This is a genomic window from Variovorax sp. 10N432, assembly GCF_056394465.1.
The window spans coordinates 151,574-164,295 of sequence record NZ_JBFTHX010000010.1 but is presented as its reverse complement, the minus strand read 5'-3'; the positions used below and the strand labels follow the sequence as shown (position 1 = coordinate 164,295).

Sequence of the window (12,722 nt, the reverse complement as noted above, 5' to 3'; positions counted from 1 at the left end):
TGCGATGCGAAGCCTGCGATTATGCCACAGCTTTTTCGGCCGTCTGGCGAAAAAGCGTTCGGCCGTTGCTGGACTTGTCGAGCTGCACCAAAACCTCTTCGTGGGCGGCGAGTTCGTGCTCGGTCGCGACCAGCACCGGCAGCTCGAAGGCGCTCAGGTCGATCGTCACCACCGCACCGTGCGCGGGCTCGTTCGACGCGACGTCGATCAGCAGCGCATCCTGTCCGCGTGTGAGGTTGATGTAGACGTCGGCCAGCAGCTGGGCGTCGAGCTTGGCGCCGTGGAAGGTGCGGTTCGACCGGTCGACCCCGAAGCGATCGCACAGCGCATCGAGCGAGTTGCGCTTGCCCGGATAGACCGCCTTGGCCATGGCGAGCGTGTCGGTCACCTCGCCGACGAAGCTGGCGAGCGGCGGCAGGCCGGCGAGTTCGAGTTCCTTGTTGAGGAAGCCGACGTCGAAGGCCGCGTTGTGGATGATCAGCTCGGCGTCGCGCAGGTAGTCGACGACATCCTGCGCCAAGGTCGCGAACTTCGGCTTGTCGCGCAGGAAATCGGTGGTCAGGCCGTGCACCTTCAGCGCGTCCTCGTGGCTCTCGCGCTCGGGATTGAAGTAGATGTGCAGGTCGTTGCCGGTCAGCTTGCGATTGAACAGCTCCACGCATCCCAGTTCAATGATGCGGTCGCCGTTCTCGGCCGACAGGCCGGTGGTCTCGGTGTCTAGAACGATGAGCCTGGACATCAGTGGTTTTCTTTGGCGTGGTTGATCGAGTACTTCGGGATCTCGACCGTCAAGTCGGTCTGGGCGAGTATCGCCTGGCAGCTCAGGCGCGATTGCGGCTCCAGACCCCAGGCGCGGTCGAGCAGGTCTTCTTCGCCCTCTTCCGCCTCGTTCAGCGACTCGATGCCCTTGCGGACGATCACGTGGCAAGTGGTGCAGGCGCAGCTCATCTCGCAGGCATGCTCGATGTTGATGTGGTTCTCCAGCATGGCCTCGCAGATCGAGGTGCCGGCCGGCGCCGTGATCTCGGCGCCTTGCGGGCAGTACTCGGAATGGGGAAGGATCTTGATCGTGGGCATGTTCTAGAGGGATTCGATCTGTCGGCCGGAGAGCGCACGCGCGATGCCGGCATTCATTCGAGCGGCCGCGAAGGCTTCGGTGCCGTCGGCCAGCGCCTTGGTGGCGGCCTCGACCACGGCAGCATCGTCGGCCGAGCGCGCACTGCGCAGCGCGGCCATCAGCTGCTCGATCGCGGCGTGCTCCTCGGCCGACAGCAGCGAGGCGTCGGCGTCCAGCGCGCTCTGCGTCGCCATCAGCATGCGGTCGGCATCGACGCGTGCCTCGACCAGCGCGCGGGCCTGCATGTCCTGCTGCGCGGTCGCGAAGCTGTCCTTCAGCATGGCCGCGATCTGTTCGTCCGACAGCCCGTAGGAAGGCTTGACCGCGACGCTGGCCTCGACGCCGCTGCCCTGCTCCTTCGCGCTCACGCTGAGCAGGCCGTCGGCATCGACGGTGAAGGTGACCCGGATGCGCGCCGCGCCGGCGGCCATCGGCGGGATGCCGCGCAGCTCGAAGCGCGCCAGGCTGCGGCAGTCGGCGACCAGGTCGCGCTCGCCCTGCACCACGTGCAGCGCCAGCGCCGTCTGGCCGTCCTTGTAGGTGGTGAAGTCCTGCGCCATCGCGGTCGGGATGGTCTGGTTGCGCGGCACGATCCGCTCGACCAGGCCGCCCATGGTCTCGATGCCGAGCGAAAGCGGAATCACGTCGAGCAGCAGCAGGTCGTCGGCGCCGCCGTTGCCGGCCAGCTGGTTGGCCTGGATCGCGGCGCCCAGCGCCACGACCTGGTCCGGGTCCAGGTTGGTCAGCGGCTCGCGGCCGAGGCAATCGGCCACCGCACGGCGGACCTGCGGCATGCGCGTGGCGCCGCCGACCAGCACGATGCCCTGCAGTTCGCCGGGCGCCAGCCGTGCATCGCGCAGCACGCGCCGAACGGCCGCGATGGTGCGCGCGGTCAGCGCGGCGGTGGCAGCTTCGAACTGCTCGCGCGACACGTCGACCCGGATGTCGCCATCCGCCAAGTGGGCAACGAAAAGCGCGGATGGCGCCTCCGAGAGGGCCTCCTTGGTGGTCCGGGCGGCGACCAGCAGGGCCGCCCGATCGGCGTCGCTGTGCGCCTCGAGGCCGCACTGCGACAGCACGAGGCCGGCCAGTGCATGGTCGTAGTCGTCGCCGCCCAGCGCCGAATCGCCGCCGGTGGCGATGACTTCGAACACGCCTTGCGTGAGCCGCAGGATCGAGATGTCGAAGGTGCCGCCGCCGAGGTCATAGACGGCGTAGACGCCTTCGCTGGCATTGTCCAGCCCGTAGGCGATCGCAGCCGCGGTCGGCTCGCTGATGAGCCGCAGGACGTGGAGGCCGGCAAGCTGCGCCGCATCCTTGGTGGCCTGGCGCTGGCCTTCGTCGAAGTAGGCCGGCACCGTGATCACGGCGCCATGGAGGTCGTCGTCGAAGGTGTCCTCGGCCCGGTAGCGCAGGGTCGCCAGGATCTCGGCGCTGACTTCGGTCGGCGACTTCTCGCCGGCCGCCGTCTGGACCTTGACCATCCCGCCGTCGCCCGCCAGGTGGTAGGCCATCGCCTCGCGGTTGGCGATGTCCGCCAGGCCGCGGCCCATCAGCCGCTTGACCGAGGTGATGACGTTGGACGGATCGCTCGCCCGCGCCGCCAGCGCGTCGAAGCCGATCTGCCGGCGCTCGGCGTCGACGTAGCGCACGGCGGAGGGCAGCAGCACGCGGCCTTCGGCGTCGGGCAGGCATTCGGCGACGCCGTTGCGGACCGCCGCGACGAGCGAATGGGTGGTGCCGAGGTCGATGCCGACCGCGATGCGACGCTGGTGCGGATCGGGCGCCTGGCCCGGTTCTGAAATCTGGAGCAATGCCATCGCGCTATTTTCTCTATTGGTCGACCTTGGCCTCGATGTCCTCGGCAAAGCGCTCGATGAACATGAGGGCTCTCACTTGGCGTGCCGCTTCTGCGTAGTCGCCCTTCTCGTCGATCAGCCAGTCGAGAGAAGACAGCGCGCGCGCGCGGGCCGCTTCGACTTCCGCGCGCAGCTTCTCGAACGCGGCCGCATCCTGGGCGTCGTCGAGCTCCTCGCGCCACGCCATCTGCTGCATCAGGAAGGCGGCCGGCATCGCCGTGTTGGTCTCGGCCTGGATCGGCGCGCCGTTCAGCTGGCACAGGTAGGTGGCCCGCTTGATCGGATTCTTGAGCCGCTGGTAGGCCTCGTTGATGCGCACCGACCACTGCATCGCCAGCCGCTGCGCCGCGCCGCCCTGCGCCGCGAAGCGGTCGGGGTGGGCCTCGCRCTGCAGTTCCTTCCAGCGGGCGTCGAGCGCGCCGCGGTCCTGCGCGAAGGTGGCAGGCACGCCGAAAAGCACGAAATCGGTGTCGTTTAGGTTCATAAGGCTGGGCGCCGGGCCGCCCCAAGGCCAGCCTGCGCCCCCTCGGGGGGCAGAGAGGACACGAAGTGCCGATCGTGGAGGCTCATCTCGTTAAAAAGCCGCCGACACATGGCTGTGGGCGGCTTGGGTGCATCGCACGCGGGGGCTCAGATGCGAAAACTCTCGCCGCAGCCGCAACGGTCGCGTTCGTTCGGGTTGTTGAACTTGAAGCCCTCGTTGAGGCCCTCGCGCACGAAGTCGAGCTGCGTGCCGTCGATATAGGCCAGGCTCTTCGGGTCGACCAGCACCTTGATGCCATGGTCCTCGAACACCACGTCTTCGGGCGCGAATTCGTCCACGTACTCGAGCTTGTAGGCCAGGCCCGAGCAGCCGGTGGTCTTGACGCCCAGCCGCACGCCCACGCCCTTGCCTCGTTTGCCGAGGTAGCGGGAGACGTGGCGCGCGGCCGATTCGGTCAGGGTCACAGCCATGTCAGTGAACGGATTCCGCCGCCGCGGCCGCGACGCCGTGTTTGGCCTTGTAGTCGCTGACAGCCGCCTTGATCGCGTCTTCGGCCAGGATCGAGCAGTGGATCTTGACCGGCGGCAGCGCCAGTTCTTCGGCGATCTGCGAATTCTTGAGCGCCGCCGCTTCGTCGAGCGTCTTGCCCTTGACCCACTCGGTCACGAGCGACGACGAGGCGATCGCCGAGCCGCAGCCGTAGGTCTTGAAGCGCGCGTCTTCGATCACGCCGGTCTCGGGGTTGACCTTGATCTGCAGCTTCATGACGTCGCCGCAGGCCGGCGCGCCGACCATGCCGGTGCCGACCGAGTCGTCGCCCTTTTCGAAGGAGCCGACGTTGCGGGGATTTTCGTAGTGGTCAATGACCTTGGATGAGTAAGCCATGGGGTACCTCTTTGAATTTTCAGTGAGCCGACCACTGGATCGTGCTGATGTCGATGCCGTCCTTGAACATCTCCCACAGCGGGCTGAGTTCGCGCAGCTTGGCGACGTTGTGCCTGATGGTCGAGATCGCGTAGTCGATTTCTTCTTCGGTCGTGAAACGGCCGATGGYCATGCGCAGGCTGCTGTGGGCCAGTTCGTCGCTGCGGCCGAGTGCACGCAGCACGTAGCTGGGCTCCAGGCTGGCCGACGTGCAGGCCGAGCCGCTGGACACCGCCAGGCCCTTGATGCCCATGATCAGCGACTCGCCTTCGACGTAGTTGAAGCTGATGTTCAGGTTGTGCGGCACCCGGTGTTCGAGATTGCCGTTGATGAAGACCTGCTCGACGTCCTTCAGGCCGTCGAGCAGCCGCTTCTGCAGCGCGGTGGCCTTGGCGATGTCTTCCTTCATCTCGAGCTTGGCCAGGCGGAAAGCCTCGCCCATGCCGACGATCTGGTGCGTCGGCAGGGTGCCCGAGCGCATGCCGCGCTCGTGGCCGCCGCCGTGCATCTGGGCCTCGAGCCGCACGCGCGGCTTGCGCCGCACGTACAGCGCGCCGATGCCCTTGGGGCCGTAGGTCTTGTGCGAAGCCAGGCTCATGAGGTCGATCGGCAGCGTCTTGACGTCGATCTCGACCTTGCCCGTGGCCTGCGCCGCGTCGACGTGGAAGATCACGCCCTTCTCGCGGCAGATGTTGCCCAGCGCGACCACGTCCTGGATCACGCCGATCTCGTTGTTGACGAACATCACGCTCGCCAGGATGGTGTCGGGACGGATCGCGGCCTTGAACGCCTCGAGGTCGAGCAGGCCGTCTTCCTGGACGTCCAGGTAAGTCACTTCGAAGCCCTGGCGCTCGAGTTCGCGCATCGTGTCGAGCACCGCCTTGTGCTCGGTCTTGACCGTGATGAGGTGCTTGCCCTTGCCCTTGTAGAAATGCGCCGCGCCCTTCAGGGCGAGGTTGTTCGACTCGGTGGCGCCGGAGGTCCAGACGATCTCGCGCGGATCGGCACCGATCAGGTCGGCCACCTCGCCACGCGCCTTTTCGACGGCCTCCTCGGCCTCCCAGCCCCAGGCGTGGCTGCGCGACGCCGGATTGCCGAAATGCTCGCGCAACCAGGGAATCATGGCGTCGACGACGCGCGGATCCACTGGCGTGGTGGCGCCGTAGTCGAGGTAGATGGGGAAATGGGGGGTGACGTCCATGGCTGGCTCAGGCTGGCGTGGGGTTGATCGTTGTGTGTGGTGTTTCAACCGAGGCGCCCGAAGGCGCCGCCGGATCAGGATTTGGCGAAGGCGTTGCCCAGTGCGAACACCGAGTTCGGTGCATTGACGCGGATCGGCTTGACCACCGGCTGGGCCGAGATCGCCCGCTTGACGGCCGGCTTGTTCTCGATCTGCACGCCCTTGGCGATCTGGTCGTCGACCAGCTTCTGCAAGGTGACGGAGTCGAGGAACTCGACCATCCGCTGGTTCAGCGAAGCCCACAGTTCGTGCGTCATGCAGCGTCCGGCCTCGCCGAGGCAGTTTTCCTTGCCGCCGCATTGGGTGGCGTCGATCGGCTCGTCGACCGAGACGATGATGTCGGCCACCGTGATGTCGGCCGCCTTGCGGCCGAGCGAATAGCCGCCGCCGGGGCCGCGGGTGGACTCCACCAGTTCATGGCGGCGCAGCTTGCCGAACAGCTGCTCCAGATAGGACAGCGAAATCTGCTGCCGTTGGCTGATCGCGGCCAGCGTGACCGGACCGGTGTTCTGGCGCAGTGCCAGATCGATCATGGCCGTAACCGCAAAGCGGCCTTTGGTAGTGAGACGCATCGCAAGCTCCTTGAGTGCTTACCGTGGAAAGGACACCGAACCCCCGGGGCTGCGGTGACGTCGTCTCCGCCCTGCACGACCCGGGTCCGATCGGTGAACCGAAAGGTTGGAGTCGCCCTTCATCGCGAAGTTCTTTTGTTCTTGAGTATTTCGGTCAAGTATAGCAGAAGCCCCTGCGGGCTGCTGGGGTAAACCCGGTGGCGGCCGGGGAGACCTGGTCAGTTGGGGACAGAGCAAAAACTGCTTCGCAGTTTGTTGGTCTGTCCCGCAAGGTCTCAGAGGGCAATGTTGTCGTGCCCGGAAGCCCCGAAAGCCTGCTCCCGGAGTTCCGCCAGCTGGTCGCGCACCCTCGCCGCCTTCTCGAACTCGAGGTTTCGGGCGTGCTCCAGCATGAGCTTCTCGAGCCGCTTGATCTCGCGCGCCACGTCCTTTTCGGACATGTCCTCGACCTTGGCGCGCTCCAGTTCGCGCTTGGCCGCCTCCTTGCCCGATTTCTCGCTGTAGACGCCGTCGATCAGGTCGCGCACCTGTTTCACGATGCTGCGCGGCGTGATGCCGTGGGCCTCGTTGTAGGCGATCTGGCGGGCCCGGCGCCGCTCGGTCTCGCCGATCGCCTTCTTCATCGAATCCGTCATCCGGTCGGCGTACAGGATCGCCTTGCCGTTCAGGTTGCGCGCGGCGCGGCCGATGGTCTGGATCAGGGAGCGCTCAGCGCGCAGGAAGCCTTCCTTGTCGGCATCGAGGATCGCCACCAGCGAGACCTCGGGGATGTCCAGGCCTTCGCGCAGCAGGTTGATGCCGACCAGCACGTCGAAGCTGCCCAATCGGAGGTCGCGCAGGATCTCGACCCGCTCGACCGTGTCGATGTCGCTGTGCAGGTAGCGCACCTTGACGCCGTTGTCGCTCAGGTAGTCGGTCAGCTGCTCGGCCATGCGCTTGGTCAAGGTGGTGATCAGCACCCGCTCGTTCTTGTCGACCCGCAGGCGGATCTCCTGCAGCACGTCGTCGACCTGGTGGGTGGCGGGGCGGACCTCGACCTCGGGGTCGATCAGGCCGGTGGGGCGCACCAGTTGCTCCACCACGTTGCCGGCGTTGTCTTTCTCGTACTGCGCCGGGGTGGCCGAGACGAAGATGCACTGCCGCATCCGGGTCTCGAACTCCTCGAACTTGAGGGGGCGGTTGTCCAGCGCCGACGGCAGCCGGAAGCCGTACTCGACCAGCGTGGTCTTGCGCGCCCGGTCGCCGTTGTACATGCCGCCAAGCTGGCCGATCATCTGGTGGCTCTCGTCGAGGAACATCAGGGCGTCCTTCGGCAGGTAGTCGGTCAGCGTGGCCGGCGGCTCGCCGGGCGCGGCGCCCGAGAGATGCCGGGTGTAGTTCTCGATCCCCTTGCAGTGCCCGATCTCGGCCAGCATCTCGAGGTCGAAACGGGTGCGCTGCTCGATGCGCTGCGCCTCCACCAGCTTGCCCTCGGCGACGAAGAACTTGAGCCGCTCGTCGAGCTCGAGCTTGATGGTCTCGACCGCGCTGAGCACCTTGTCGCGCGGCGTCACGTAGTGGCTCGACGGATAGACCGTGAAGCGCGGGATCTTCTGCCGGATACGGCCGGTGAGCGGGTCGAACAGCTGCAGCGACTCGATCTCGTCGTCGAACAGCTCGATGCGGATCGCCAGTTCGCTGTGCTCGGCCGGGAAGACGTCGATGGTGTCGCCGCGCACCCGGAAGGTGCCGCGCGAGAAATCCTGCTCGTTGCGCGTGTACTGCATGCGGATCAGCCGGCCGATCACGTCGCGCTGACCGATCTTGTCGCCCTGGCGCATGATGAAGCGCATCTGCGTGTAGTCCTCGGGCGTGCCGATGCCGTAGATCGCGCTCACGGTCGCCACGATGACCGTGTCGCGCCGCTCCAGCACGCTCTTGGTGGCCGACAGCCGCATCTGCTCGATGTGCTCGTTGATCGAGCTGTCCTTCTCGATGAACAGGTCGCGCTGGGGCACATAGGCCTCGGGCTGGTAGTAGTCGTAGTAGCTGACGAAGTACTCGACCGCGTTTTTCGGGAAGAACTCGCGGAATTCGCTGTAGAGCTGCGCCGCCAGGGTCTTGTTGGGCGCGAAGACGATCGCCGGGCGGCCCAGGCGGGCGATCACGTTGGCCATGGTGAAGGTCTTGCCGGAACCGGTCACGCCCAGCAGGGTCTGGAACACCTCGCCGTCCTGCACGCCCTCGACCAGCCCCGCGATCGCCTTCGGCTGGTCGCCGGCCGGCGGATAGGGCTGGAAAAGCTCGAACGGCGACCCGGGAAAGCTGACGAATTCGCCCGGCTTGTGCGGCCCCACCGGGTCGGCATGTTGCGGTTCGGGAATGACTTCTGAGGTTTCTGGCATGGCGTGGACGGCTGAAGCTGGTGGCGTGGCCGGTAAAATTCAAGCTGACCGGGCAGCGTAACGCAGGACCCGGCTTCACGTGAACCGCTCATCCAAAGGACTTTCCATGTCAATGTTCACCGCCGTCGAAATGGCGCCTCGCGACCCGATCCTGGGCCTCAACGAGCAATACGCAGCCGACGGCAATCCGAAAAAGGTCAATCTCGGCGTGGGCGTGTACTACGACGACAACGGCAAGCTGCCGCTCCTGAAGTGCGTGCAGGCCGCGGAAGAAGACATGATGAAGGCGCCCAGCGCCCGCGGCTACCTGCCGATCGACGGCATCGCCGCCTACGACAATGCGGTCAAGGGCCTGGTTTTCGGCGCCGACAGCGAACCCGTGAAATCCGGCCGCGTCGCCACCATCCAGGCCATCGGCGGCACCGGCGGCCTGAAGGTCGGCGCCGACTTCCTCAAGAAGCTGTCGCCCGAGGCCAAGGTGCTGATCAGCGACCCGAGCTGGGAAAACCACCGCGCGCTGTTCACCAACGCCGGTTTCACGGTCGAGAGCTACCCCTACTACGACGCCGCCAAGCGCGGCATCGACTTCGAAGGCATGCTGGCGGCGCTCAAGGCAGCGCCGGCCGGCACCATCGTCGTGCTGCACGCCTGCTGCCACAACCCGACCGGCTACGACATCACGCCCGCGCAGTGGGACCAGGTCATCGCTGCGGTCAAGGCCGGCGGCCTGACCCCCTTCCTCGACATGGCCTACCAGGGCTTCGGCCACGGCATCCAGGAAGACGGCGCCGTGATCGGCAAGTTCGTCCAGGCCGGCCTGACCTTCTTCGTCTCGACCTCCTTCTCGAAGAGCTTCAGCCTGTACGGCGAGCGCGTGGGCGCCCTGTCGGTGCTGTGCGAGAACAAGGAAGAGGCCGCCCGCGTGCTGTCGCAGCTCAAGATCGCGATCCGCACCAACTACAGCAACCCGCCGATCCACGGCGGCGCGGTGGTGGCGGCCGTCCTCAACGACCCGGCACGGCGCGCCGTCTGGGAGGCCGAACTGGCCGAAATGCGCGTGCGAATCAAGGCCATGCGCCAGAAGCTGGTCGACGGCCTGAAGGCCGCCGGCGTGAAGCAGGACATGGGCTTCATCACCTCGCAGATCGGGATGTTCAGCTATTCGGGCCTGACCAAGGACCAGATGGTGCGCCTGCGCGAGGAGTTCGGGGTCTACGGCACCGACACCGGCCGGATGTGCGTGGCGGCGCTCAACAGCAAGAACATCGACTACGTCTGCGAGAGCATCGCCAAGGTGCTCTGACGGCGGTTCCGGCCGTTCGTGGCGCCCTGCCGGCGCCGTTGCCGTGAAGATGTCACACAGGCGCCCCCGAGTGGGGCGCCCCCTCTATTTTGGAGGGGGAGCTGCTGATATATTGCATTGCAACAACTTTCAGGCTCCCGATGCTTTACCAACTCTACGAAGCGCAGCGCTCCCTCATGGAGCCGTTCGCCGACTTCGCACAGGCCGCTTCCAAACTCTACGGCCAAAGCGCGGCATTCGGACAGGCGCCGCTGGCACAGCGCATCGCGGCCGGCTACGACCTCCTGTACCGACTGGGCAAGGACTACGAAAAGCCGGAATTCGGCATCAAGACCGTCAAGGTCGATGGCCACGACGTGGTGATCCATGAAAGCGTCGAACTCGAGAAGCCGTTCTGCAAGCTGCGCCGCTTCAAGCGCTTCACCGACCAGCCGGAAACCCTGAAGACGCTCAAGAGCCAGCCGGTGGTGCTGGTGGTGGCGCCGCTGTCGGGCCACTATGCGACCTTGCTGCGCGACACGGTGCGCGCCCTGCTGCAGGGCCACAAGGTCTACATCACCGACTGGACCAACGCCCGGCTGGTGCCGCTGTCCGAAGGCAAGTTCCGTCTCGACGACTACGTCAACTACGTCGAGGAGTTCATCCGCTACCTGCAGACCGAATACGGCAACTGCCATGTCATCAGCGTCTGCCAGCCGACGGTGCCGGTGCTGGCGGCGGTGTCGCTGATGGCCAGCCGCGGCGAGCAGATTCCGCTGTCGATGACCATGATGGGCGGTCCGATCGACGCCCGCAAGTCGCCGACCGCGGTCAACAACCTGGCGATGAACAAGAGCTTCGAGTGGTTCGAAAACAACGTCATCTACCGCGTGCCGGACGGCTTCCCGGGTACCGGACGCCGCGTCTATCCGGGCTTCCTGCAGCACACCGGCTTCGTCGCGATGAACCCGGAAAACCATGCCAGCAGCCACTACGACTACTTCAAGAACCTGATCAAGGGCGATGACGCGAGCGCCGAGGCGCACCGCAAGTTCTACGACGAGTACAACGCCGTGCTCGACATGGACGCCGACTACTACCTGGACACCATCCGCACCGTGTTCCAGCAGTTCGACCTGGTGAACGGCACCTGGCAGGTGACCAACCCCCAGGGCGAGCGCGAACTGGTGCGCCCGCAGGACATTCGAGGCATCGGCCTCTTGACGATCGAAGGCGAGCTGGACGACATCTCGGGCTCCGGCCAGACGCGCGCGGCGCACGACCTCTGCACCGGCGTCATCGACAGCGAGCAGCACCACTACGAGGTCAAGGGCGCGGGCCACTACGGCATCTTCAGCGGTCGCCGCTGGCGCGAACTGGTCTACCCTGAAGTCCAGGCCTTCATTGCCCAGCACGACAAGCCCCAGAAGCGCGCGGGGCCGCCGGTGCCGGTCGCCGAAGACATGGTGCGGCCGGCAACGGCAAGGAAGGCGACGCGCAGCGCCGAGCCCGCCACCGCCGCAGCACGCAAGAAGGCGCCCGCCACGCAGACGAAGCGGGTGGCGCGCAAATCCGCCTGAGGCCGTGAACCCGCGCGCTGCCGCCCTGCTGGCCGCCCTGCCGCAGACGCAGTGCACCCGTTGCGGCTACCCCGACTGCGCCGGCTACGCCGAAGCCATCGCGGCCGGCCAGGCCGACATCAACCAATGCCCGCCCGGAGGCGCCGAGGGCGTGCAGCGGCTGTCCGCCCTGACCGGCCGGCCCGCCCGGGCCCTCGACCCGCAGTTCGGCATCGAGCTGCCGCGCACCCTGGCGGTCATCGACGAGGCCTGGTGCATCGGCTGCACACTGTGCCTCGATGCCTGCCCCACCGATGCCATCGTCGGCATCCACAAGCGCATGCACACCGTCATCGACGCCCATTGCACGGGCTGCGAGCTGTGCATTCCCGCCTGCCCGGTCGACTGCATCTCGCTGGAGACGGTCACGCCGGGCCGCACCGGATGGCAGGCCTGGTCGCAGACGCAGGCCGACCACGCGCGTGCGCGCTACGCGTCGCACGCCGCCCGGCAGCCCTCAGGCGCGGCTTCGGCCGTGCCTCAGAGCGAGGCGCCGGCCGCGGCACCCGAGGCGGCCGACCGCAAGCGCTCGATCATCGAGGCAGCGCTGGCGCGGGCCCGTGCCGCCGCCAGCCAGCGCCGCGCGCCATGAGCCTCGACACCCTGCTGCTCTACGCGCTGGCCTCTGTCGCGCTCGCCATCACGCCGGGGCCGACCATGCTGCTGGCGCTCTCCAACGGCATCTCGGGCGGCATGCGCGCGGCCGCCTGGGGCATCGCCGGGGCGTCGATCGGCAGTTGCGTCGTGATCACGACGGTGGCGCTGGGACTGGGCTCGCTGCTGGCGGCGTCCGAATGGCTCTTCAATGCGATTCGCGTCGCCGGCGTGCTCTACCTGGTCTGGCTCGGCGTCAAGCTCTGGCGCACGCCGCCGGCGGATGTCGGCGCGGCGCTGGCCGTGTCGGCGGACCCGCCGCTGCGCGGCCGGCTGGCGCTGCTGCGCAGCCTGGCGGTGGCGCTGTCGAATCCGAAGTCGCTGCTTTTCTTCGCGGCCTTCCTGCCTCAGTTCGTCGACATCGCCCATCCGCAGGGGCCCCAGTACCTGGTGCTGGGCGTCATCTTCGTCTGCATCGACACGCTGGTGATGCTGAGCTATGCCACCGCCGGCACCCAGGCCGTCCGCTGGCTTTCGCAGCGCAGCCTGCGCGCGCTCAACCGCGGCTGTGCAGTCGGCATGTGGCTGCTGGCCGCCACGCTGGCGATCTGGCGACGCCCCGGGTAGGTGTTGCTCGCTCCCGGCCA

Annotated in this window: 13 protein-coding genes; 4 read left to right on the top strand and 9 right to left on the bottom strand. The window is 66.8% G+C overall.

Annotation, left to right across the window (positions count from 1 at the left end; all coding sequences use genetic code 11):
• Positions 1 to 19: 19 nt before the first annotated feature.
• From dnaQ to uvrB, 9 genes are all read right to left on the bottom strand, one after another.
• Complete coding sequence (gene dnaQ / locus AC1DF3_RS14515; RefSeq protein ID WP_286532967.1) at positions 20 to 739, bottom strand: DNA polymerase III subunit epsilon; 720 nt, start codon at positions 737 to 739, stop codon at positions 20 to 22.
• Positions 739 to 1,077, bottom strand: a complete 339-nt coding sequence (fdx, locus tag AC1DF3_RS14510) for an ISC system 2Fe-2S type ferredoxin (RefSeq protein ID WP_286524177.1) — start codon at positions 1,075 to 1,077, stop codon at positions 739 to 741. The genes dnaQ and fdx overlap by 1 nt, the downstream gene beginning before the upstream one ends.
• A gap of 3 nt (positions 1,078 to 1,080) precedes the next feature.
• Positions 1,081 to 2,937: a Fe-S protein assembly chaperone HscA gene (hscA, locus tag AC1DF3_RS14505; protein ID WP_478139995.1), complete on the bottom strand. Its 1,857-nt coding sequence runs from the start codon at positions 2,935 to 2,937 to the stop codon at positions 1,081 to 1,083.
• A gap of 13 nt (positions 2,938 to 2,950) precedes the next feature.
• Positions 2,951 to 3,460 carry a Fe-S protein assembly co-chaperone HscB gene (hscB, locus tag AC1DF3_RS14500; protein WP_478139994.1) on the bottom strand — a complete coding sequence of 170 codons (510 nt, stop codon included), beginning with the start codon at positions 3,458 to 3,460 and terminating at the stop codon, positions 2,951 to 2,953.
• Positions 3,461 to 3,606: 146 nt separating this feature from the next.
• Positions 3,607 to 3,930, bottom strand: a complete 324-nt coding sequence (iscA, locus tag AC1DF3_RS14495) for an iron-sulfur cluster assembly protein IscA (RefSeq protein WP_286507593.1) — start codon at positions 3,928 to 3,930, stop codon at positions 3,607 to 3,609.
• 1 nt (position 3,931) lies between these two features.
• Entirely contained in the window at positions 3,932 to 4,345 is a 414-nt protein-coding gene (gene iscU, locus AC1DF3_RS14490) for a Fe-S cluster assembly scaffold IscU (protein WP_286532960.1), read from the bottom strand.
• 19 nt (positions 4,346 to 4,364) lie between these two features.
• Entirely contained in the window at positions 4,365 to 5,585 is a 1,221-nt protein-coding gene (locus AC1DF3_RS14485; RefSeq protein ID WP_478139993.1) for an IscS subfamily cysteine desulfurase, read from the bottom strand.
• A gap of 74 nt (positions 5,586 to 5,659) precedes the next feature.
• Positions 5,660 to 6,196 carry a Fe-S cluster assembly transcriptional regulator IscR gene (gene iscR / locus AC1DF3_RS14480; protein ID WP_158720462.1) on the bottom strand — a complete coding sequence of 179 codons (537 nt, stop codon included), beginning with the start codon at positions 6,194 to 6,196 and terminating at the stop codon, positions 5,660 to 5,662.
• Between the two features lie 275 nt (positions 6,197 to 6,471).
• Positions 6,472 to 8,580: an excinuclease ABC subunit UvrB gene (gene uvrB / locus AC1DF3_RS14475; RefSeq protein ID WP_478139992.1), complete on the bottom strand. Its 2,109-nt coding sequence runs from the start codon at positions 8,578 to 8,580 to the stop codon at positions 6,472 to 6,474.
• 106 nt (positions 8,581 to 8,686) lie between these two features.
• On the opposite strand from uvrB, the gene AC1DF3_RS14470 reads away from it, so the two are divergent.
• The 4 genes from AC1DF3_RS14470 (at position 8,687) to AC1DF3_RS14455 (ending at position 12,702) form a co-directional block, all read left to right on the top strand.
• Positions 8,687 to 9,883 (top strand): amino acid aminotransferase, encoded by a 1,197-nt coding sequence (locus AC1DF3_RS14470; RefSeq protein WP_478139991.1) that lies wholly within the window; start codon positions 8,687 to 8,689, stop codon positions 9,881 to 9,883.
• A gap of 140 nt (positions 9,884 to 10,023) precedes the next feature.
• Positions 10,024 to 11,442, top strand: coding sequence for a polyhydroxyalkanoate depolymerase (locus AC1DF3_RS14465; protein ID WP_286532953.1), 1,419 nt, complete (start codon positions 10,024 to 10,026; stop codon positions 11,440 to 11,442).
• 4 nt (positions 11,443 to 11,446) lie between these two features.
• On the top strand, positions 11,447 to 12,073 hold the full coding sequence (locus AC1DF3_RS14460; protein ID WP_478139990.1) for an RnfABCDGE type electron transport complex subunit B: 627 nt from the start codon (positions 11,447 to 11,449) through the stop codon (positions 12,071 to 12,073).
• A complete protein-coding gene (locus AC1DF3_RS14455; RefSeq protein WP_286532950.1) occupies positions 12,070 to 12,702 on the top strand; it encodes a LysE family translocator in 633 nt (210 codons plus the stop codon). The genes AC1DF3_RS14460 and AC1DF3_RS14455 overlap by 4 nt, the downstream gene beginning before the upstream one ends.
• Positions 12,703 to 12,722: the final 20 nt, after the last annotated feature.

What these genes read in the sequence shown, in the direction of transcription:
- fdx (WP_286524177.1), bottom strand. Translation starts at nt 1,077, where the DNA reads ATGCCCACGATCAAGATCCTTCCCCATTCCGAGTACTGCCCGCAAGGC.
- dnaQ (WP_286532967.1), bottom strand. Translation starts at nt 739, where the DNA reads ATGTCCAGGCTCATCGTTCTAGACACCGAGACCACCGGCCTGTCGGCC.
- AC1DF3_RS14455 (WP_286532950.1), top strand. Translation starts at nt 12,070, where the DNA reads ATGAGCCTCGACACCCTGCTGCTCTACGCGCTGGCCTCTGTCGCGCTC.
- uvrB (WP_478139992.1), bottom strand. Translation starts at nt 8,580, where the DNA reads ATGCCAGAAACCTCAGAAGTCATTCCCGAACCGCAACATGCCGACCCG.
- iscA (WP_286507593.1), bottom strand. Translation starts at nt 3,930, where the DNA reads ATGGCTGTGACCCTGACCGAATCGGCCGCGCGCCACGTCTCCCGCTAC.
- iscR (WP_158720462.1), bottom strand. Translation starts at nt 6,196, where the DNA reads ATGCGTCTCACTACCAAAGGCCGCTTTGCGGTTACGGCCATGATCGAT.
- AC1DF3_RS14465 (WP_286532953.1), top strand. Translation starts at nt 10,024, where the DNA reads ATGCTTTACCAACTCTACGAAGCGCAGCGCTCCCTCATGGAGCCGTTC.
- hscA (WP_478139995.1), bottom strand. Translation starts at nt 2,937, where the DNA reads ATGGCATTGCTCCAGATTTCAGAACCGGGCCAGGCGCCCGATCCGCAC.
- AC1DF3_RS14470 (WP_478139991.1), top strand. Translation starts at nt 8,687, where the DNA reads ATGTCAATGTTCACCGCCGTCGAAATGGCGCCTCGCGACCCGATCCTG.
- iscU (WP_286532960.1), bottom strand. Translation starts at nt 4,345, where the DNA reads ATGGCTTACTCATCCAAGGTCATTGACCACTACGAAAATCCCCGCAAC.